This is a genomic window from Priestia sp. JV24, assembly GCF_025910025.1.
Taxonomy (GTDB): Bacteria; Bacillota; Bacilli; order Bacillales; family Bacillaceae_H; genus Priestia; species Priestia megaterium.
In genome coordinates this window covers 415739-435306 of record NZ_JAPCIN010000012.1, presented here as the reverse complement: position 1 = coordinate 435306, position 19568 = coordinate 415739, and the positions used below count along the sequence as shown (strand labels likewise).

Below are 19568 nucleotides of genomic sequence, written 5' to 3'. Positions count from 1 at the left end.
AACAATAAAAATCGTTTATTTTAGTAAAAATATATTTACTAAAACCCCTACACACTCCTAAAATTATTTTATCCCACTCTCAACAATCGTTTATGAATCTTATAAAAATAGCCATATAAAAAAGTAAGGAAGCACACTTCCTTACTTTCTGTTTGCAACGCCTGTTAAAAAATTCAAAAACACGTGTACGCCTGCTTTCACGGTAATTTCTCCTACATCACGCAGCGGATCTAGACATACAATATCCATTGCTTGAACAAGCGGATGACTCCCGGCGGTGTATACTGCTTCAAACAACTCATCTGTCCTCATTCCGCCTGTCGTTCCTGCTGGAACTCCCGGTGCGTAAGCGATATCTAACACATCCATATCAACGGTTAAATAGATCATGTCTACCTCTTTGCTCAGCTGTTTTAATGCTTCTTTCACGGTATGAGTTATTCCCGCTTTTCTTGCTTGCAGTAACGTTACATAATGAACGCCTTTACTATCTGCATATTCCTTTAACGATTTTGAATTATAAAACCCGTGAAGTCCAATATTCCATACATGTCTTGCATCAATCGTGTTGCTTTCAATTAAATTTCGTATAGGTGTTCCATTAGAAGGCCCATTATCTTCTAGACTGCGTAAGTCAAAGTGCGTATCAAACTGTAAAATCCCTATCTTCTGTTCAGGATGTGACGCTTTCCACCCTTTTACTAACATAGCTGTAATAGAATGATCTCCTCCAAGCATAACAGGCAGCGCATGCGGATGATATTTCCGCATAGACATCATCGCTTCTTTTATATGCTGATGGGATTTCTCTATATCCGTTACATGCTGTTTAACGTCTCCTAAGTCCAACACTGACAGGGAAGTTAAATCCGTATCATACTCAATATGATACGGATTTAAGGATTTCCAGAGCTTCCTCATGGCCATTGGCGTCTCACTGGCTCCAGAAGCGCTAATGGAGGACCTTGAAAGAGGCACACCTAAGACCGTAATATCTATCGATGGAAAGTCGAAGTTGCTCCCATCTTCAACTGTTTGAATCCAATCGCTTACTTTTGGTTCATGAGTGCTTTGACGCTGCCAGCAAAAAGGCGGTCGATCAAGCTGTGGGTACGGATAGCTCATGTAACACACCGCCTTCAACCACTACTTTTCCATCTTTTAATACCGTGTCTACAAGATTTACCGCATAGTTATATTGCAGCGTTTGATAATTTGGAGCGTCAAATAGCACTAAATCGGCTTTTTTACCTACTTCAATGCTTCCGATTTGATCCCCTTTACAAATGGCGTGAGCTGCATTAATCGTACAGGCCGTTAACACTTCTGCTGGCGTCATTTTCATCGTTAAACAAGCTAAATTCATAATAAACGGAAGTGATTCCGTAGGAGAAGAACCCGGGTTTCGATCTGTTGATAAAGCAACAGGTACTCCTGCTTCGATCATTTTTCTAGCACGCGCCGGCTCTTCCATTAAAAAGAATGCAGTACCCGGCAATAGCACCGCTATAACTCCGCTTTCAGCCATTTGCTTAATTCCTTGATCCGATGCTTTTAGTAAATGATCCGCGGACACAGCTCCCACTTTAGCCGCTAATTCTGCCCCGCCAAAAGAAACAATTTCATCAGCGTGGATTTTAGGTTTTAGTCCGTATGCTTTTCCAGCTTGTAAAATACGCTCTGACTGTTCAACTGTAAACACGCCTTCTTCACAAAACACATCACAAAACTCCGCTAGCTCTTCTTTTGCAACGATTGGTATCATTTCTTCGATAACGAAACGAACAAACTCATCTTCATTGCCTTTGTACTCAACTGGCACCGCATGAGCTCCCATAAAGGTTGAAACCACATCTACTGGATGCTGTTCATTCAGTTTCTTCGCTACTTTTAATTGTTTGATTTCGTCTTTAAGATTTAAACCGTACCCGCTTTTTGCTTCGACAGTTGTAACTCCGTACTGCAGAAATTTATTTAAACGTTTTGTAGATTGCTTGATTAGCTCCTCTTCCGTTGCTTGTCGTGTACTAACGGTTGTTTGTAAAATTCCTCCTCCCTCTTTTAAAATATCAATATATTTTGCTCCGTTTAAGCGCATTTCTAATTCTTTTTCACGACTGCCGCCAAACACAAGGTGAGTGTGGGGATCGATCAACCCAGGCGTTACAATTTTTCCTGAGGCATCAATTACATGAACCTGTTCCTGAATCTGTTCAAGATATTCCTTAGCTTTAACGTCAGGCCCAACAAATACAATTCTTCCATTTTTCACGAGTATACTGCCGTTTTCAATAATGCCTAGCTCTGACATTTCTTCCGCTCGTCTAGGCTGACTTCCTCCTTTAACCGTAATGACTTGTGCAGCGCATTTGATATACGTAATAGTCATACGTATCCCTCCTTTTTTATTCATTTAACGCGGGAATTTGTATTCCTTTTTCTTTTGCAGTTTGAATGGCCTTATCATAGCCGGCGTCTACATGACGAGCAACACCCATGCCTGGGTCTGTTGTTAAAACACGTTCTAGACGTTTGGCGGCATCTTCCGTCCCATCTGCCACTACAACCATCCCAGCGTGAAGAGAATACCCCATACCTACTCCTCCTCCGTGGTGAACAGATACCCAGCTTGCGCCTGCTGCCGTATTGACTAATGCATTTAAAATCGGCCAGTCTGCTACTGCATCACTGCCATCTTTCATTGCTTCAGTCTCACGATTTGGCGAAGCTACAGAACCGGCATCTAGATGATCTCTGCCAATAACGATAGGCGCTGACAGCTCTCCGTTCGCTACCATGTCATTAATAATTTTTCCAAAGCGCGCTCTTTCTCCGTAGCCTAGCCAGCAAATACGAGCCGGCAATCCTTGAAACTCAATTTTTTCTCTCGCCATTCTAATCCAGTTGCAAAGATGCGTATTATCCGAAAACTCACGTAAAATGACTTCATCTGTTTTATAAATATCCTCTGGGTTTCCTGACAAAGCGACCCATCGAAACGGTCCTTTTCCTTCACAGAACTGCGGACGGATGTACGCTGGGACAAATCCCGGGAAATCAAATGCATTCGTGACACCTTCATCCAACGCCACTTGGCGAATATTATTGCCATAGTCAAAAGCAATCGCGCCTTTTCTCTGCATCTCTAACATGGCTTGAACGTGAATAGCCATACTTGCTTTTGATTGTTTTATATATTCATTTGGATTTGTATTCCGCAATCTTTCTCCTTCTGCTAAGCTGACTCCAATCGGCAAATATCCGTTAAGCGGATCATGTGCCGATGTTTGATCCGTCACAATATCTGGGATAAATCCTCGCTCTATCATCTTAGGAAGAATCTCGGCTGCATTTCCAACTAATCCAATGGAAAGCGCTTTGCCCAATCTTTTTGCATCTTCAGCTAACGTGATTGCATCATCTACACTTTCGACTACCGTATCGCAATATTTTGTTTCGATACGTTTTTCAATACGCGTGCGATCAACATCAATTCCAATTACAACCCCGCCTGCCATCGTAACAGCTAGTGGCTGTGCGCCTCCCATTCCTCCTAATCCAGCTGTTAGCGTAATCGTTCCTTTCAAAGTTCCGTTAAAATGCTGGTTGGCACACTCAGCAAATGTTTCATACGTTCCTTGAACAATGCCTTGGCTTCCGATATAAATCCAGCTTCCTGCAGTCATTTGTCCGTACATCATTAACCCTTTTTTATCAAGCTCATGGAACGTCTCCCAATTTGCAAAAGCAGGAACAAGATTCGAATTCGCTAATAAAACACGCGGTGCATCACTGTGGGTTTTAAAAACCGCAACAGGCTTACCGGACTGTATGAGAAGCGTTTCATCTTCTTCTAACTCTTTTAACGCTGCGACAATACGATCGAACGCCTCCCAGTTACGGGCTGCTTTTCCGATTCCTCCGTATACGACTAACTTTTCCGGATGCTCCGCTACTTCAGAATCTAAATTGTTTAGAAGCATGCGAAGAGCAGCTTCTTGTACCCAGCCTTTTGTCGTTAGTTCTGTTCCACGAGGTGCTTTTATTCCACTTTGTTTTGTCTCCATTTCGTTTTCCTCCTCTATAAAAATGAAAAACTGTTAAACGAACATTTTTATTACAGCGCTAGTTCATAATTAGTATCTTGCACAAAGGTTTTGAAATCAGCTGCTAACGCTTCAATATCACGTGAGAAAATTCGGTCTTTAGTAATGGTTGGTACGGTTTTTCTAATTCTTGAATAAATTTTTCTTGTTTCCGAAGCCAGTTTATCCACCCCTTGAATATCAGCTGCTTGAGCCGCACAAATTGCTTCAATTGATAAAACTCTTCGTGTATTTTGGATAATTTGATAAGCATGACGTGCAGCAGTCGTTCCCATGCTGACATGATCTTCTTGATTCGCTGAAGATGGGATAGAATCGACACTTGATGGATGCGCTAATACTTTATTTTCGGAAACTAATGAAGCAGCAGCGTATTGAGTAATCATGAGCCCGGACTCTAGACCTGGATCTGTACTTAAAAATGCCGGCAGCCCGCTAAGCTGAGGGTTTACTATTCGTTCAATGCGCCGTTCAGAAATATTCCCAAGCTCCGCCATTGCAATTCCTAGAAAATCCATAGCAAACGCAATAGGCTGCCCGTGAAAGTTCCCTCCAGAAATTACTTTGCCGCTGTCGGCAAAGATGAGCGGGTTATCGGTTGCTGAATTAATCTCAATTAAAAGCTTTTCTTTCACATAATTTAAAACTTGATAAATAGCACCATGAACTTGAGGAATACAGCGCAGTGAATAAGCATCTTGCACTCTTATTTGACCTTGAGAAGTAGTTAATTGACTGCCTTCTAAGTACGAAAGAATTCGGGCAGCTACCTGCTGTTGTTCGCGATAAGGCCTTACTGCATGAGACTCGGGCATGAATGCTTCTACAATACCTTGCAGACCTTCTAGTGTTAGTGCTGCAATCCCGTCCGCAAGATCAGCGAGCTTTTGAGCTTCAAGGTACGAAGCTACGCCTACAGCCGTCATTGCCTGAGTGCCGTTAATTAGAGCTAGCCCTTCTTTTGCCTGTAATTGTATAGGTTCAAGCCCCGCTAGCTTTAAAGCTTCTTCTCCTTGCATTCGCTGACCATTATATACAGCTTCTCCTTCTCCAACTAACAGCAGCGCTAGATGTGATAACGGGGCTAAGTCACCGCTAGCTCCAAGCGAACCTTGACTCGGGATAACCGGTACTACGTTTTGATTTAAGCAATCGATAAGAAGCTGCAAGGTTTCCAGTCGTATTCCGGAATACCCTTTAGCTAATGCATTCGCTCGTAAAAGCAGCATGACTCTGCTTACTTCTAACGAGAATGGCTCTCCTAGTCCGCAGGCATGACTGCGAATTAGGTTAATCTGCAGATCAGCTAAGTCTGTTTTTGAAATAACCGTATCGCTAAACTTTCCAAATCCCGTATTCACTCCGTAAATGACGTTGTTGTTCGTAATGCTCTCTTCAACTAACGTTCTGCTTTTTTGTATATGTTCAACTGCGTGATCGCTAATTTTCACGGAGTATCCTTGGTAAATAACTTTGTAAATTTGGTCGAACGTCAGTGAATTTCCATCAATTTGAATAAACATCATACCCGCTCCCTTGTTAAACTGTAGACTACCTTTTCTTTTTGAACACAAAAAGGGGCTATATCAAAGAGGAAACAAGCTCCTTTTGATATAGCCCCCTATAAACTAACCTACTTACACTATGGGCTTTTATTAATAATCAGTATTTCACTTATACATACAATCGCTAAATGACTAAATCACTATACACTTTAAGCTGTACATCTTAAAGCAACTAGAGTATCTACACTAAGTATTGCGCTAAATTAATCATTTGTCAATCATTATTTAAGAAAATTTTAAATAATCTGAAATAAAATGGTTTTTTCTTATAGCAGCGATGATTCACGGCTGCAAAATTTTATTTTTTAAACGTTATCGGACGTTCATGTCACTTGGGTGCGGACCTTTGCGGCGGTTGCTGTTTAACCCATTAATCTCTGCCATATCATCGGCAGTTAGTTCAAAATCAAACACGTTAAAGTTTTCTTCTATTCTAGACGGTGTAACTGATTTAGGGATGACAATTGTGTTGTTCTGTAAGTGCCAGCGCAATACAACTTGAGCCGGAGTTTTGCTATGTACTTCAGCAATTTTTTGAATAACCTCGTCTTGTAACACTTCTCCGCCTTGATCAAGAGGACTCCATGCTTCCACAAAAATATTATGTTTAGCGCAAAACTCTTTTAATTCGTTTTGAGCAAGATACGGATGGCACTCAATTTGGTTTAAAACCGGTGTTACATCACATTCGTTTAACAAGCGCTCTAAATGTTCAATTTCAAAGTTGCAGACGCCAATTGCTTTTACTTTTCCGTCGTGATAAAGCTTTTCTAATGCTTTATACGTCTCCACGTACTCATCATATTGAGGCGTAGGCCAGTGAATTAAATATAAATCGACATAATCAAGTCCTAATCGTTCTAAGCTTTCATCAAATGCACGTAATGCATTTTCATAGCCTTGGTCGCTGTTCCAAACTTTTGTTGTAATAAACAGCTGTTCTCGAGGAACAGAAGATTCTTTAATCGCCTGACCTACTCCTTCTTCATTTTTATAAATCATAGCTGTGTCAATAGAGGTATACCCAACCTCAATTGCTTTTGACACTGCAGCTGCTGCTTGGTTATCTTCTACTTGCCATACGCCAAACCCAAGCTGAGGCATTTTTAAACCATTGTTTAATGTAACCATATTCATTTTACACGTCTCCTTTTTTGTTAAAAAGTTCAAAGTTTTAATGATGGTGCCAGCCGATCAGCATAGCAACCTGTCCCATTATAATGCCGACTGGGATTCCTATAACCATGGCTCCAAATCGAAATTTAAAAGACCATGCGCGCGGCACAAGGGAAAACAAATAAATCATACTCATCGTTGCCATACATGTACTGCTAAAAAAACTGACGACAGTGTGTAAATTTGGCATTCCTTCTCCTCATTTCACTAGAACGTTTGCGCCTTTTCAATTTCATCATTTATCTTTTGTTCTAATGCCTATGTTTTCGCAGCCGACATAGTTACATTCGTCAAAGGGTTCCGTAATCCTGCTTTAATCAGTTAAAAATACTTTACTTACGTAACTTTTTTAATTAAAACGAATATGTGCTTTTAACTTCAAAGTTGTGTATAATTTCTGTATATTAAAATAATAAGAATTTTTCACTTTAAAGAACAACTGTACATTCTCTGTAAGGCAATCATACATATTTGCGAGATTCAATGAAAGGAATGGATATAAAAAATGGCGATTGAAAAAGTAAAAGCATATTTTAAACAATATGACATGGAGAATCGAATTATTGAAATGGATGAGTCCAGTGCTACTGTAGAACTGGCAGCGCAAGCTTTAAAATGCGAGCCGCAACGAATCGCAAAAAGTCTTTCTTTTAACGCAGAAGGAACCGTTTTATTGATTGTGGCAGCGGGAGATGCAAAAATTGACAACCGAAAATATAAAGAAGAGTTCGGAACCAAAGCAAAAATGCTTGGAGCAAGTGAAGTAGAAACGCTGATTGGTCATGCTGTAGGCGGAGTATGCCCGTTTGCCGTTAATGAAGGTGTTCACGTGTACCTAGATGAATCTCTGAAACGTTTTGTCACCATTTTCCCTGCCTGTGGAAGTGGAAATAGTGCAATCGAATTAACAATACCCGAACTAGAAGAATTTTCGAAATGCTTAAAATGGGTTGATGTATGCAAAGGATGGAATGAATAATTCAGGTAAATTACGGTACAGCTATACATAAAATAAATAAATCACCACGCCCACAAGCTGAAACAGTTTTTTGTTTCAGCTCATTGGTGTATCTAAACGAATTTATGAAACAGCTTAACCCAACCTAGGTAAGAAACCCCTAAGAGAAATACAAAAAGGAATAGTAAAGGAATGTTCCTAGGGATAAAAAGCCAGCCGTCTAACGTATTCCACAGAAATTCACTTTTATTTGCTTTTCTCATCATTTTCACCTCAAGCAGATTTACTATTTTGTCTTCAAAAATTCTTTTACATAGTTATATACAGTATCTTCAACTTATGACCTTTTTTCAAGAAAAACGTGTACGGAAAATTGACTGAATGTGAATCTTTTTAATTTATACCCGCTATGTACTCACTCATCACCTTAGTTTCATCTGTAAAAAAGAAGAAGCCTACATTTTTAGATGCAGGCTTCTTCTAGTTGATTCAGTCTTTCCTTTGTTTGCCTAGTCAGGCCCTTTCGTTACGTATATCGGTTCATAACCAAAGTGCCTTGTGTCAGATACGAATATCTGCTTTCAATTTGCGGTAATACATTTGCTGAAGTCGCTGTTAAGCCTTTCAAAACTAATCAGTCCCTTCAAACGCTAAGTATTTAACCTTTCACAACAACCATTTGCATGATAGCTGCTGTACTATATGTGTACCCCGTATTTATATAGTAAAACCTAAAAAAACAATTTTTCATTATATAATTTTCTAGATTTCAAAGCAAAGAAAATTTAGATAGTATAGATGAAAGACACCCGTTACCTAGTAGCGCTTCTACTGCTCGTACTCAAGTGTTCAAAGAAAAGTATCCGCAGTGAAATTCATCGAATTTATTTAATGTACGATTTCATCAATTTTTTGAAATGCATCTTCAAGTGAAGCATGTCCATTTGTTTCTCCTTCGTTACCTTGAACGGTCCATTCTTGCTTTTCTACTGCTAGTTTCCCGTCTTTATCTTTTAGATAAGGTCTGTTTAGCATAAACACCTGATCATTCTTTTTTACTGTGTAGCCAAGATAATAGTGATTACCTTCTCCTTCTTCTTCATATACGGAGACGCCTTGAAGGTTATATTTGTTTAAAATGTCATCCATATGATGCGTCAGTTCACTTATAGCCGTTTCTCTTTTTACATATTCCACATTTTATACCCCTTTTCATTTTGATTTATGTTTAGCATTCCCTTGAGCATATTCAATTACACTATCTTTCAAACGTTATCTGAACAAAGCAAATCAATATGATCATCATTCATTGCGTAATAAATCAAAAAAGCCACCTCACTATAACACAATAAAAAAACATTGCTAAGTGAAGTAGCTTTTTATTAATTTAATTAATGGAATCCATAAAAATAAGAAGACGTGCGGAACTTGATTATAGTTCAGTTAAAATAATCGGTTCACCGTTTGTTACAACAATCGTATGTTCACATTGTGCTACAAGACTATTATCAGGTGTAACAAACGTCCAGCCGTCGTCTCCGCGTTCAATGATATGATCAGCTTTCATAGAGATAAACGGTTCTACAGCAATAACAAGACCTTTTTTCAAAAGTGCTTTATCCATTGGATCATAATAGTTTAAAATGTGGTTAGGAGCGTCATGCAAGCTGCGGCCAACACCATGACCCGTTAAATTTTCAATAACCGCGTATCCGTTTTGGTGTGCAAAGTTAGAAACAGCACGACCAATTTGGTTTTGTTTTGAACCAGCTTTTACTTTTTTCATAGCTGCCCAAAATGCATCTACTGCAGCTTGACACAGCTTTTCTTTTTCTTCATCTTTCCCGATAACAAATGAAATGCCTGTATCTGAATAATAGCCATCAAGTACGGCAGATACATCCACATTTACTAAATCGCCATCTTTTAATACTCGATCTCCCGGAATACCGTGAGCCACTTCTTCGTTAACACTAATGCACGTTACACCTGGGAAATCATATTCTTTTTCAGGTGCAGAAATAGCACCATGTTCATCCAATATTTTTTTACCGATCATATCAAGTTCTTTTGTTGTCATACCTGCTTTTGCTTGGTTTTTCATCTCTTCGCGCGCAAGTGCAACGATGCGTCCAATTTTGCGTAAACTTTCTAAATCTTGTTCGTTACCAATAATCATAAAAAAACACTTTCCTTCCTCGAAATATATATCCTATCCGATTTTATCATATTTTTATGAGGATTTTTCAAAAGACCTTTTAAGAACTAAAATGTATGATTAATTAGATTAGTAAGATATTTATCATATGTAAAAATCCTCTTCATTAACCTATGAAATTCAAAAAAGCATGCTACTTCACCGCAGCATACTTTTTTATGTTATATAAAAGCTGCCTTAGTAAACGGCAGCTTTCACAATCCCTTAATCCACTATTTCAAGCTTCACTTCATTAAACAAACTAGTAGAATTCCACACATTCAGCCCAGCATAACCTTCTGAAAAGGTAGGATCCATTGTATCGATCACCAGCTTGCCATCGAGATAAACTTGAATGTGCTCTCCTTCAGCCCTTACTTTTAGATGGTAATCCGTATTTGGTTTTAAATCCAGCTTTCCCCCATCGTCGTAAATAATGAGATCCTTTCCTATTCCATCTCTAAACGCAATGAGTTTCACTTGATTATTAAGCACATCTATATTCGCAGCGTAAGCGTTATTTGCCTGTTCACCCGAACGGAATACTAGCGCTCCTGCTCCTGTAGAATTTGAAACAGCCTCCTTTAACACCTTTATCTTTGCCTCATATGTGAAATTTTTTGCTTCTTTTGATGATAAGGTAAAGGCATCTTCTTTGCTTCGTCCTTGTTTCCCGTTAATCGTATCGGCCCATAGTCCGCTAATGCTTTTCCACCCTGATAAGTTTGTCTCAACAGGACTTTTATTCCAAATTGATTTTAACGGATACATCTTAAGAGAATTTAATTTTACAGCGCCTCCTTTGCTATAAAGCCTTATTTTATTGCTTGAAAGCGTTGGAAAGAGCTGGTCTGTTATTACTTCCGTGCCGTCATTACCAAATACTTCTACAGACGACTGGTCTACAAACATATGAAGCTTAACCTTTCCGTCTTTTGGAAGCATGGAAGCAGAGTGTTTGCCTTTCACATTTTCACCAAAATCAAAACTTCCAGAGTTTGTTCGGTCAACAGATAATCGCTGTTTGTTTATGTTATAGCTGACTTTCGTATTTTCACTGCCTTCTTTTTGAATTTGAAAACCAAATTCTTGTGCCTCTGTATTAGAAACATCGAATTCTGCCATAATTTCATATTTGTTTTCCTGTATGCCTGAAAGAAGATTTCCATTTTCAGTAACCATGAGATTCTTCAATATCTTTTTTTCTTGCTTATTGCGGATTGAATCAATTGAAACAGGTATTTGTTTTAAACGAAGCCCTTTTGCTGTGTTGGTGAGTTCTATTTTTCTTGGGATTGACATAGAGCTTCTCCAAGTAGTAGTGGGAGTATTGTTTGCATATTGCCAGTTGCTCATCCAGCCTAGCCAATACTTTTCTCCGTTATCTCCTGCAACTCCGCTCCAATCTACAGCAGCATAAAAGTCGGCACCATAATCTGTCCAAAGCACTTCCTCTGGCGGGTTTTCATTTTTAAATGTTTTTCCGTCAAAATCCCCAACAAAGTACTGCATCCCTGAACCTCCAGCTGCCGCTCCATCATTGATGCTGACCTGCAGCACCCATTTTTTCTTTGTGCTGTCTCCATCAACCGGCAGTTCGAGTAAAGTAGGACACTCCCAAATGCCTCCGTTGCTTCCGTGAGTTGAATTCACCCATTCTCCTGACACTGTGTTCCAATCTGAAATCTCTCCGCTTTCTCTTTGTTTAGCTTCCTCCGGTTCTTTTGCTACACTGTCTACTTTATCCGGCATTTTTTCTGTATGAAATACATTCACATCATCTAGATTAATATGCCCCCATCCGCCTACAGCTTGATCAACGGCTTTAATGTACAGTACTTCTCCTATATACTTAGAAGCATCCCATACGTAGCGCTGATACTTTTCATCTGCAAACTTTGTATTCGCTTGACGAATCAATTCTTTATCGTCGGATGCCCGGACTAAGGCTACATAGCGGTTTGCGGGGTCGTTTCCGCCTCCCATTAACAAATTGATTTCACCTGATCCGCTCAATTTAAAATAAGACGAATGTAATTCTCCAGTGGCATTATCACCATCTTGCTTATCGGAAAATCCCCATAAATGATACTTTCCTTTTTGTTCAAAGAGACCGCTCCAATTTGTGGTTGCATCCGTTACATGATCGTTTGTGAATGCATTTCCTTTTATCGTTTTCCAGCCGGTGAGATCGCCTGTTTCAAAACTTTTATTTTTAATTTCTTTTTCATCTGTATCAATAAACTTGGTCATGTTAACGTCTTGAAACCGGACTGAAGATTGATTAACATGTAGTCCAAACAATCCTTTTGAAAAAGTTTCATCTTTTGCAGTAAGGGTGAAGTTATCGTCTATATACAAATCAAGTTTATTTCCAGATGCAGTTACTTTTACTTGATGTGATTTGCTCGTATCAATTTTTTCATTTGTTTCGGCAAGGACAGTTGAAATGCCATTTTGAAGCTTTACTAGTTTGATTGTATCCTTAGAAGCATCCACGCTAGCTATATATCCGTTTTTGGCTTCCGCGTCTGCCCGAAAGAGTAGTGCACCTGAACCAGGGTTTTCATCTAAAAATGTCATATTTGACTCGTAAATAAACTGATCTCCCTGTTCTTCACTCATAATGTATCCGTCGCTGTCAGATTTACCGGTTTTTCCATCAGCAGTATCATTCCATGTTCCCGTAACAGGTTTCCAGTTAGATAGATTGGTTATGAAATTAGATTGATTCGTAAATTTAACATGACGAAAGACAGCTGTGGAATTCCATGCTGTTAATCCAAACTGACCATTTTCAAAAGACGCATCACTGCCTTCTAGAACCTGTTTTCCATTTAGCAGTACCTTAAAGTAGTGACTGTTTGCTTCTACTTTTACATGATATGCTTGTGATGTATCAAGCCTCATTGGCTTTGAAACAACAGTCGTTACGCTTCCTTTCTCTACTTTGTTAAGTGTTAAGAGGTTCTTTTCTGCATCTAAATTGACGGTATATGCGTTTGTTGCGTCTTTATTAGAACGAAAAACAAGACCGCCTGCGCCTGCGCGTCCATTCTTTTCTACAAGCGTAATTTCCCCCTCTAGAGTAAAGGATTGACCTTTTTGTTCGGATAAAGTATATGAGTATGCACCACTTTGCCCGTTTGCTTGGATGCCTCCATCAGGTCCAAACTCACTAGCGTATTTCCAATTTTTCAAGTCAGGTGATGTATAAAACATAATTTTATCTTTAGCAGCTAAAGACATCACCCACTGCTTGGTTTGGTCATGCCAAAACACTTTTGGGTCGCGCCAGTCAGGAACTGGGGGATTCGGCATAATAGGGTTTCCTTCATACTTGGTCCACGTTCTTCCCCTGTCCTTGCTGTATGCTAGACTTTGCACTTGTCCTTTTCTGCCCGAGTGTGTAAAGATAGCTACCATTGCTTCTTTTCCAAACCCTGCGGTATTATTCCAATCGATAACGGCACTTCCGGAAAAAATCTCTCCGTTCTCGTCTGGAGAAAGAGCAATCGGCAGGTGTTTCCATTTCACTAAATCTGTACTAACTGCATGCCCCCAGTGCATAGGTCCCCAAGTGGTACCGTAAGGATAATACTGATAAAAAAGGTGATACTCTCCGTTATAATAGACCATTCCATTTGGATCGTTCATCCAGTTCGCTTCTGGAGAAAAATGAAATTGATTCCGGTATTTTTCTTGATAATACCCTGTATTATCAGCTAATACAGGGCATGCAGAAAACAAGCTTATGGAACAAGCGACTCCAATCATCAATAACTTTTTAACGGTTCTTTTCATCTTCCTTTCCTCCTTTATTTGCATACTGGTTATGTAAAACATTTTCACCAGCAGATGCTAGAAGAATAGATGACTCCTCTTATTTATCATCCTAAAAAGCCTATCCAATAACCCCCTATACCAATTAAGAAAATACCGAAAATAATAAGCAGCGGATTTGTACCTTTTCGAAGCATCCATGCTACTAATAGAGTTAGTGCTAAAGGAAGCAGCCCTGGTAGAATACTATCAAGTACGTCTTGCACGGTTTTTACCACAACTTTACCAGAATCATCTTTGATCCTAGAAACAACCACTGGTATATTAATAGTGGTCCATTTCGAAACCAACGCTCCCATTACGAAGAGTCCTAAAATGGATGCACCTTCCGTCAGTTTTTGAATTCGATTGCCTACTAAATCTTTTAAAATTTCTGTTCCTTTTAAGTAACCATATTTTAATCCATAATATTTTGTACTTAATCGAATTGCATTAATTAAGATAAAAAACAGCAGTGGCCCGGCAATATTACCGCCTAACGCAAGCGAGGCGCCTAGGGCTGCGAGAACTGGTCGAAGCGTTCCCCAGAAAATAGGGTCTCCTACACCAGCAAGCGGGCCCATTAATCCAATTTTCATTCCGCTGATAGCTTTTTCATCAAAATCTTTTTTGTTTGCCATTTCTTCTTCCATTGCTGCCGTGACGCCGAATATAGGTGCGGAAATCCATGGGTGTGTATTGAACCATTCTAAGTGACGCTTTAATGCTGCATTTCGCTGAGCTCCTGGTCCATATAAGCGTTTGATTGCTGGAATCATAACATAACAGTAGCCCATTGCTTGAACACGTTCAAAGTTAAATGAACCAAGTAAAAAATTCGAACGAATGAACATGCTAAAGATATCTTTTTTCGTTAATCTTTTTTCATTTTCCATCTCTATCCCTCCCTTAAGTTCGCCGTTTAGGCATCTAAATCATCGTCATCATCATATACTTGTTCGCTCCCTGTAGCTGCGGGAACGCCTGCCGGCTGCATTTGATTTCGCTGCTGCATTACTTGCTGATAAAGAAGTGCTAAACAAAGACCCAGCGCTCCAAATCCTACCAGGTTAAACCCTGTAAATGCCGCCAATAAGAACCCGATATAGAAAAAGGGCTTTAAATGAGGAATGTTCATCATATTGATAACCATGGCATATCCTACGACCACGATAATGCCTCCTCCAATTTGCAGGCCTTTTGTAATAACTTCCGGAATATTTCCGAGGAAAGTTTGCACGGCGCTTACGCTGATTAATGTAACAATTAAAGTTGGAATCATAACGCGGAGAGCCTGAAAACCCATAGCAGTAATATGCATAATTTCAATTCCTTTAAAGTTTCCTTCTTCCGCGTACTTATCAGCTCGATGAATTAAAAATACCGTAATGGTACGAACAAAAATGGTGAGTACTTGCCCTGCAGCTGCTAAAGCTATGGCTACCGCAATGCCTTCACCAATCCCCTGACCAGCTGTGATAACTAAAATAGTTGAAATAACAGAAGCAATAGCCGTATCTGGTGCCATCGCCAATCCAACATTCATCCATCCAAGAGCCATTAATTCCAGTGTTCCACCTAAAATAATGCCGGTTTTTAAATCTCCAAGCACCAAGCCTACTAACGTGCAGGCAATGAGAGGACGATGGGATTGCCCTTCGTCCAACACGCTTGCGATGCCAGTTACTGCTGCAATGACTAATAATAAAATAATTTGTATGGAAGACATAAACTCATCTCCTTATTTGATTTTTGTTTCGTTTCTCAGTAGTTGAATAAAATTTTCACTAGAATCTGAAGGTAATTGGCGCAGCTCAAGCTTTACGCCTAGTTCCTGCAGTTTCTCAAAAGCATCGATATCTTTTTCGGTAACGCTTACAGATTTAGTGATTTGTTTTCGGTCATTAGCAAAACGCATGCCCCCTACGTTTACTGTCTCAATAGGTACGCCCGCTTGAACAAGAGCGACAATGTCTGCGGGGTTTTCAAACAGCAGCATGGCTGTTGTATCCTGATAACGAGGGCTGTGAAATGCTTTTGTCATTTTAGAAATCGAGACAGCGCTCGCTTTTACATTCGAAGGAGCCACAGAAAGAATAAGCGTTTTTCGCATTTCATCCGCTGCCACCTCATCTGAAACAATGATAATTCGATCTGCTGCATTTGTTTTGATCCATCTTGTTAATACCTGCCCGTGAATAAAGCGGTCATCAATTCTTGCTAAAACGATTTTCATAATAATCCATCCTCTCCGATTTGGTTCGCTTGCTGGATTTTCTCCAAATGTTCACTGCACACTTGAAAACTTTCTTCATTTACCTGCTTTAATCTTCCTAGCATCTCTTTTAATGTAACATGTTCCCTCATGGCTAACACTTCTAATAACATAGGCAAGTTAACTCCGGATACCATATCCGCTGTTTTATTTTTAAGGATATATGGAGTAGCCGCATTGTAGGGTGTACCTCCGAAAATATCGACTAGAAAAAGCACTTCATTTTCTAAGGGCATTTCCTCTAATGCCTGCTTATATTTTTCTTCAAGGGTTTGGATACCCTCTCCTTTTAGAAAAGGTACGGCTACTACGTGATTCTCTTCACCAAATATCATTTTGGAAGACCCCTCTAACGCTGGCGCGAAATCACCATGTCCACTAATAATGACTGAAATCATGTACACTTGCTCCTCTCTTTTACGTTCTACACTTATTTATTGCAAGTATCGTGCCAACAAAGAGTATTAAGCGCTTTCATTTATTTTTCAATACCTTTTTCTGTGTTGTTGATACAGGTTCCTTAAAATAAACAAACCTGTATCAAAACGTCATGCGTTTTAATACAGGTTTTTCTGTTATTTAAAAAATGGGATAAAAAAAGAAACTAGTGGCATATAAATCAAACTAGTTTCTCAAAATTATAATATGATTTTTACATTTCATCCGCAAAAATGGTGGCAATAAATAATTTTTCATCTCTTGTTAAGGTAAGTTTCAGCTTTTTTTCGACGGCTTGTAATGTTTTTTCCATTTTTTGATAAATGTTTTCTAACTCGTGAGTGATTTCTTCATCCTCGGGAAAAGTAAGAGGTTCATTTTTTATCATTCTTTCTAAAGCAAAGGCTGTATGCATCACAATTCGAATCATAACAGTGTTGCTTAATTCCATTTCTAACTCATCTTGTACATGACTTAACCACTCTAACAGAATTTCACTTATGAGGTACGGATTAATAAATAGAAGGTACTTTCGCAAGTTTTCTTCGCAAAGTTCACGCACCACAATATTCGCTTCGGTTTTCTCGTCATCATAGCTTATCGTTTCTTTTGTAATTGCCTGTTGAAGTATTCGCTCTCCCTGCCCTTCAATGAGAACTTCTAATGATACATGAGGCGCATCAATCCTTGGATTTTTAGTGCCTGCCGTTGCAACAATTTCATATTCTTTTTGAATTTCTCGAATGTTTGCTGCTAATTTAATAGAAGAAACGGTTAGAATTTTAATAGGTTCTTGAGATACTTTGCGTGAAATAATCGTTAAGATTTTTTCTAATTGTTTTGCTGTACCGCTTCCTGTTGTACAAATAGAAACAAGTGCTTTCTTTTTTCCAAACACGTGCTGCTGCTTATCTATAAATTCCATAAAGTCTTTTTGCACCGAATCAAATATGGCATATAAATTTAAATCTAAATAATTTACTTTTCTAACGGTGTCTAACACCATAGACGTCGTCACATTGCTGATGGTCTTAATTTTAGTCCCTGTTTTTTGTTCCAACTTGCTTTCTAACATGGCAAGCGAGCCCATGTCCACAAGCATTAATACGCCTTCTCCTTCATCTACTTTCTTAATTCCTTGGATTAACCTGTCTACAATTTCAACCGGAGATACCGTCAAAGGCACATCAATAGCTATAATAGGAGTGCTTCCTAAAAGCTCCGTAGCAACTTCAACCATAGAAGTTGCCGTGCTGTTTCCATGGGCAGCAACTACAATCCCTACTCGTTTATTTTCTTCTAACGTTCGAATTGATTGAATAACCATTGTGAGATAAATGACTTCTATTTCTGGCACGCTAATGTTAAACCACATTTCAATTCGATTTTTAAAAAGCAGTGCTACCGCATATTCTTTTGGATATGTTTCGCGAATTTCATCTATCTCCTTTGTATTTAATACGTCTACTTGTTTTTTTCGCTTTAAAAAGGATTCCATATGCATACTTAAAAAATGAATAAACCTGCGATCAAATTTACAGTTCAATTCTTTTTCAGCCAACTGTTTTAATTCTTTTGTAAGCTGCATCACATCGTCTTCTACGAATTTCATTAAATTAGAGCTCTGGCCATTTTTTTGATTAAAAAAGCTTCGAACATTCAAATGAATGTCGGTAAGAATATACTGATTGATATCTTCTTGAGATAAACCTTCTTTTGTTAAAACATCTACTTTTTCTTCTATTAACTGATATAAATTAAATGATACGTCTTCCTCCATTTTTATTTCTTGGCTCTCCATAGCCGGGGAGATAATCGTTTTAAGGTTTACATATTCAGAAATTTTTTTGCTGCGCTCCATATTTTTACTATTTGAAATCCAATCTCGTTTAATATCGTCAGGCAGATCTCGCACTGTAAGTTCCACCATATGTTTACTATCAAGGTTATTTAAAAATCCGTGTGCGCAAACGAGCTGCACATTCGACTTTAACTGCCCTACATTCCCGAATTTTTCAGTGTGGATTAAAGCATTTAATACATCAATGTGGACACTTAGCTTTTTATTAATTCGCTTAGCCTCTTGTTCTAAAAGAAACGTGGTGAGGCGAATTTTTTCTTTTAAAGACCTCTCTTCTAATGAGGGAATATGGATAGTCATCGGAATTCTTCTTAAGAAAGTTTGCAGTAAGGCTGAACCGGGATTTTCAGTTGTAGCACAAATAATTAATACCTTAGACGTTCGCTTATGATCTGTTTCCCCTAGGCGATTGTACGTACCTTGATCAATGAGGTAAAAAAGCATTTCTTGGCCTTCAGGAGGAAGCCGGTGTACTTCATCCATAAAGAGAATCCCTTCATTTGCTTGTTCTACTAAACCTACTTTACTTTCAGTTGCTCCGGTGAAACTCCCTTGCTTATGACCAAATAACTGAGAAAGAAGTAATTGAGGATTATGGTAATAATCAGCGCAGTTAAAGGTAATGAACGGAGCATCTGTTTTTAGCCTCTCTGAATATAAGGCAAATTGATAGATTCGTTTTGCAAAAAGAGATTTTCCCGATCCCGTGGGACCTAATAGCAGCATATGTAATCCATTAGGCGGGTAAAGAACAGCAGCTTTTGCTTGAGAAATCGATTTTTTCAAACTTCCGGTAGCTCCAATCATTAATTCAAAAGGATTAGCAGGAAGAGCTTCTTCTTTACCCCCATTAGATAGCTGCTCTAGTTTTTCTACTTCCATCTTATTCGTATCCCACTTGTGACGGCAAATGGTTTCAACAACCTCTAGCGGAACGTAGCGAACGGGGAACATTTTAATTTTGATTACTTTTTGCAGGCGGACAAGTTTGTTAAGTTCAAGGCTTACATTAGATCTCTCTAAATCTAACTGTTCAGCAATTTCAATCGCTGAGCTTCCTTGTTTATGTAAAAGTTCCACTTCTGTAAACTCTTGAAAATTACTCAACAGCTGATTGTATACCTTATCAATTCGTTTCATTAGAAGCACCTTCTTTATTTTCAGTTCACG

At 38.9% G+C, this 19568-nt stretch carries 15 protein-coding genes; 1 reads left to right on the top strand and 14 read right to left on the bottom strand.

Going from position 1 to position 19568, the window contains the following annotated elements:
• Positions 1 to 141: 141 nt before the first annotated feature.
• From OK414_RS07855 to OK414_RS07830, 6 genes are all read right to left on the bottom strand, one after another.
• Positions 142 to 1125, bottom strand: coding sequence for an agmatinase family protein (locus tag OK414_RS07855; protein WP_205662565.1), 984 nt, complete (start codon positions 1123 to 1125; stop codon positions 142 to 144).
• Positions 1100 to 2389 carry an imidazolonepropionase gene (gene hutI / locus OK414_RS07850; protein WP_205662564.1) on the bottom strand — a complete coding sequence of 430 codons (1290 nt, stop codon included), beginning with the start codon at positions 2387 to 2389 and terminating at the stop codon, positions 1100 to 1102. The genes OK414_RS07855 and hutI overlap by 26 nt, the downstream gene beginning before the upstream one ends.
• A gap of 16 nt (positions 2390 to 2405) precedes the next feature.
• Entirely contained in the window at positions 2406 to 4067 is a 1662-nt protein-coding gene (hutU, locus tag OK414_RS07845) for a urocanate hydratase (protein WP_205662563.1), read from the bottom strand.
• Between the two features lie 50 nt (positions 4068 to 4117).
• Positions 4118 to 5629, bottom strand: coding sequence for a histidine ammonia-lyase (hutH, locus tag OK414_RS07840; RefSeq protein WP_205663029.1), 1512 nt, complete (start codon positions 5627 to 5629; stop codon positions 4118 to 4120).
• Positions 5630 to 5983: 354 nt separating this feature from the next.
• Positions 5984 to 6808: an aldo/keto reductase gene (locus OK414_RS07835; protein ID WP_034653206.1), complete on the bottom strand. Its 825-nt coding sequence runs from the start codon at positions 6806 to 6808 to the stop codon at positions 5984 to 5986.
• 37 nt (positions 6809 to 6845) lie between these two features.
• Positions 6846 to 7037 carry a hypothetical protein gene (locus OK414_RS07830; RefSeq protein WP_034653208.1) on the bottom strand — a complete coding sequence of 64 codons (192 nt, stop codon included), beginning with the start codon at positions 7035 to 7037 and terminating at the stop codon, positions 6846 to 6848.
• A 315-nt stretch (positions 7038 to 7352) separates the two neighbouring features.
• Between OK414_RS07830 and OK414_RS07825 the strand changes: the two genes are divergently transcribed.
• On the top strand, positions 7353 to 7826 hold the full coding sequence (locus OK414_RS07825) for a YbaK/EbsC family protein (protein ID WP_034653210.1): 474 nt from the start codon (positions 7353 to 7355) through the stop codon (positions 7824 to 7826).
• Between the two features lie 867 nt (positions 7827 to 8693).
• On the opposite strand, the gene OK414_RS07820 is transcribed toward OK414_RS07825, so the two are convergent.
• The 8 genes from OK414_RS07820 to OK414_RS07785 all read right to left on the bottom strand — a co-directional run bounded on the left by OK414_RS07820 (position 8694) and on the right by OK414_RS07785 (position 19538).
• Complete coding sequence (locus OK414_RS07820; protein ID WP_034653211.1) at positions 8694 to 9002, bottom strand: DUF5634 family protein; 309 nt, start codon at positions 9000 to 9002, stop codon at positions 8694 to 8696.
• 235 nt (positions 9003 to 9237) lie between these two features.
• Positions 9238 to 9984: a type I methionyl aminopeptidase gene (gene map / locus OK414_RS07815; RefSeq protein WP_047930859.1), complete on the bottom strand. Its 747-nt coding sequence runs from the start codon at positions 9982 to 9984 to the stop codon at positions 9238 to 9240.
• Positions 9985 to 10227: 243 nt separating this feature from the next.
• Positions 10228 to 13806: a GH32 C-terminal domain-containing protein gene (locus tag OK414_RS07810; protein WP_263045395.1), complete on the bottom strand. Its 3579-nt coding sequence runs from the start codon at positions 13804 to 13806 to the stop codon at positions 10228 to 10230.
• 86 nt (positions 13807 to 13892) lie between these two features.
• Complete coding sequence (locus OK414_RS07805) at positions 13893 to 14720, bottom strand: mannose/fructose/sorbose PTS transporter subunit IID (protein ID WP_013056298.1); 828 nt, start codon at positions 14718 to 14720, stop codon at positions 13893 to 13895.
• Between the two features lie 26 nt (positions 14721 to 14746).
• A complete protein-coding gene (locus OK414_RS07800) occupies positions 14747 to 15553 on the bottom strand; it encodes a PTS mannose/fructose/sorbose transporter subunit IIC (RefSeq protein WP_013056297.1) in 807 nt (268 codons plus the stop codon).
• A gap of 12 nt (positions 15554 to 15565) precedes the next feature.
• Entirely contained in the window at positions 15566 to 16060 is a 495-nt protein-coding gene (locus OK414_RS07795) for a PTS system mannose/fructose/N-acetylgalactosamine-transporter subunit IIB (RefSeq protein WP_013056296.1), read from the bottom strand.
• Entirely contained in the window at positions 16057 to 16497 is a 441-nt protein-coding gene (locus tag OK414_RS07790; protein ID WP_014460796.1) for a mannose/fructose/sorbose PTS transporter subunit IIA, read from the bottom strand. The genes OK414_RS07795 and OK414_RS07790 overlap by 4 nt, the downstream gene beginning before the upstream one ends.
• A 254-nt stretch (positions 16498 to 16751) precedes the next feature.
• Positions 16752 to 19538 (bottom strand): sigma 54-interacting transcriptional regulator, encoded by a 2787-nt coding sequence (locus tag OK414_RS07785; protein WP_205662560.1) that lies wholly within the window; start codon positions 19536 to 19538, stop codon positions 16752 to 16754.
• Positions 19539 to 19568 lie beyond the last annotated feature (30 nt).

Bases quoted from the DNA above. Each gene is read 5' to 3' on its own strand.
- OK414_RS07855 (WP_205662565.1), bottom strand. From the start codon at position 1,125: ATGAGCTATCCGTACCCACAGCTTGATCGACCGCCTTTTTGCTGGCAG.
- hutI (WP_205662564.1), bottom strand. From the start codon at position 2,389: ATGACTATTACGTATATCAAATGCGCTGCACAAGTCATTACGGTTAAA.
- hutU (WP_205662563.1), bottom strand. From the start codon at position 4,067: ATGGAGACAAAACAAAGTGGAATAAAAGCACCTCGTGGAACAGAACTA.
- hutH (WP_205663029.1), bottom strand. From the start codon at position 5,629: ATGTTTATTCAAATTGATGGAAATTCACTGACGTTCGACCAAATTTAC.
- OK414_RS07835 (WP_034653206.1), bottom strand. From the start codon at position 6,808: ATGAATATGGTTACATTAAACAATGGTTTAAAAATGCCTCAGCTTGGG.
- OK414_RS07830 (WP_034653208.1), bottom strand. From the start codon at position 7,037: ATGCCAAATTTACACACTGTCGTCAGTTTTTTTAGCAGTACATGTATG.
- OK414_RS07825 (WP_034653210.1), top strand. From the start codon at position 7,353: ATGGCGATTGAAAAAGTAAAAGCATATTTTAAACAATATGACATGGAG.
- map (WP_047930859.1), bottom strand. From the start codon at position 9,984: ATGATTATTGGTAACGAACAAGATTTAGAAAGTTTACGCAAAATTGGA.
- OK414_RS07810 (WP_263045395.1), bottom strand. From the start codon at position 13,806: ATGAAAAGAACCGTTAAAAAGTTATTGATGATTGGAGTCGCTTGTTCC.
- OK414_RS07805 (WP_013056298.1), bottom strand. From the start codon at position 14,720: ATGGAAAATGAAAAAAGATTAACGAAAAAAGATATCTTTAGCATGTTC.
- OK414_RS07800 (WP_013056297.1), bottom strand. From the start codon at position 15,553: ATGTCTTCCATACAAATTATTTTATTATTAGTCATTGCAGCAGTAACT.
- OK414_RS07795 (WP_013056296.1), bottom strand. From the start codon at position 16,060: ATGAAAATCGTTTTAGCAAGAATTGATGACCGCTTTATTCACGGGCAG.
- OK414_RS07790 (WP_014460796.1), bottom strand. From the start codon at position 16,497: ATGATTTCAGTCATTATTAGTGGACATGGTGATTTCGCGCCAGCGTTA.
- OK414_RS07785 (WP_205662560.1), bottom strand. From the start codon at position 19,538: ATGAAACGAATTGATAAGGTATACAATCAGCTGTTGAGTAATTTTCAA.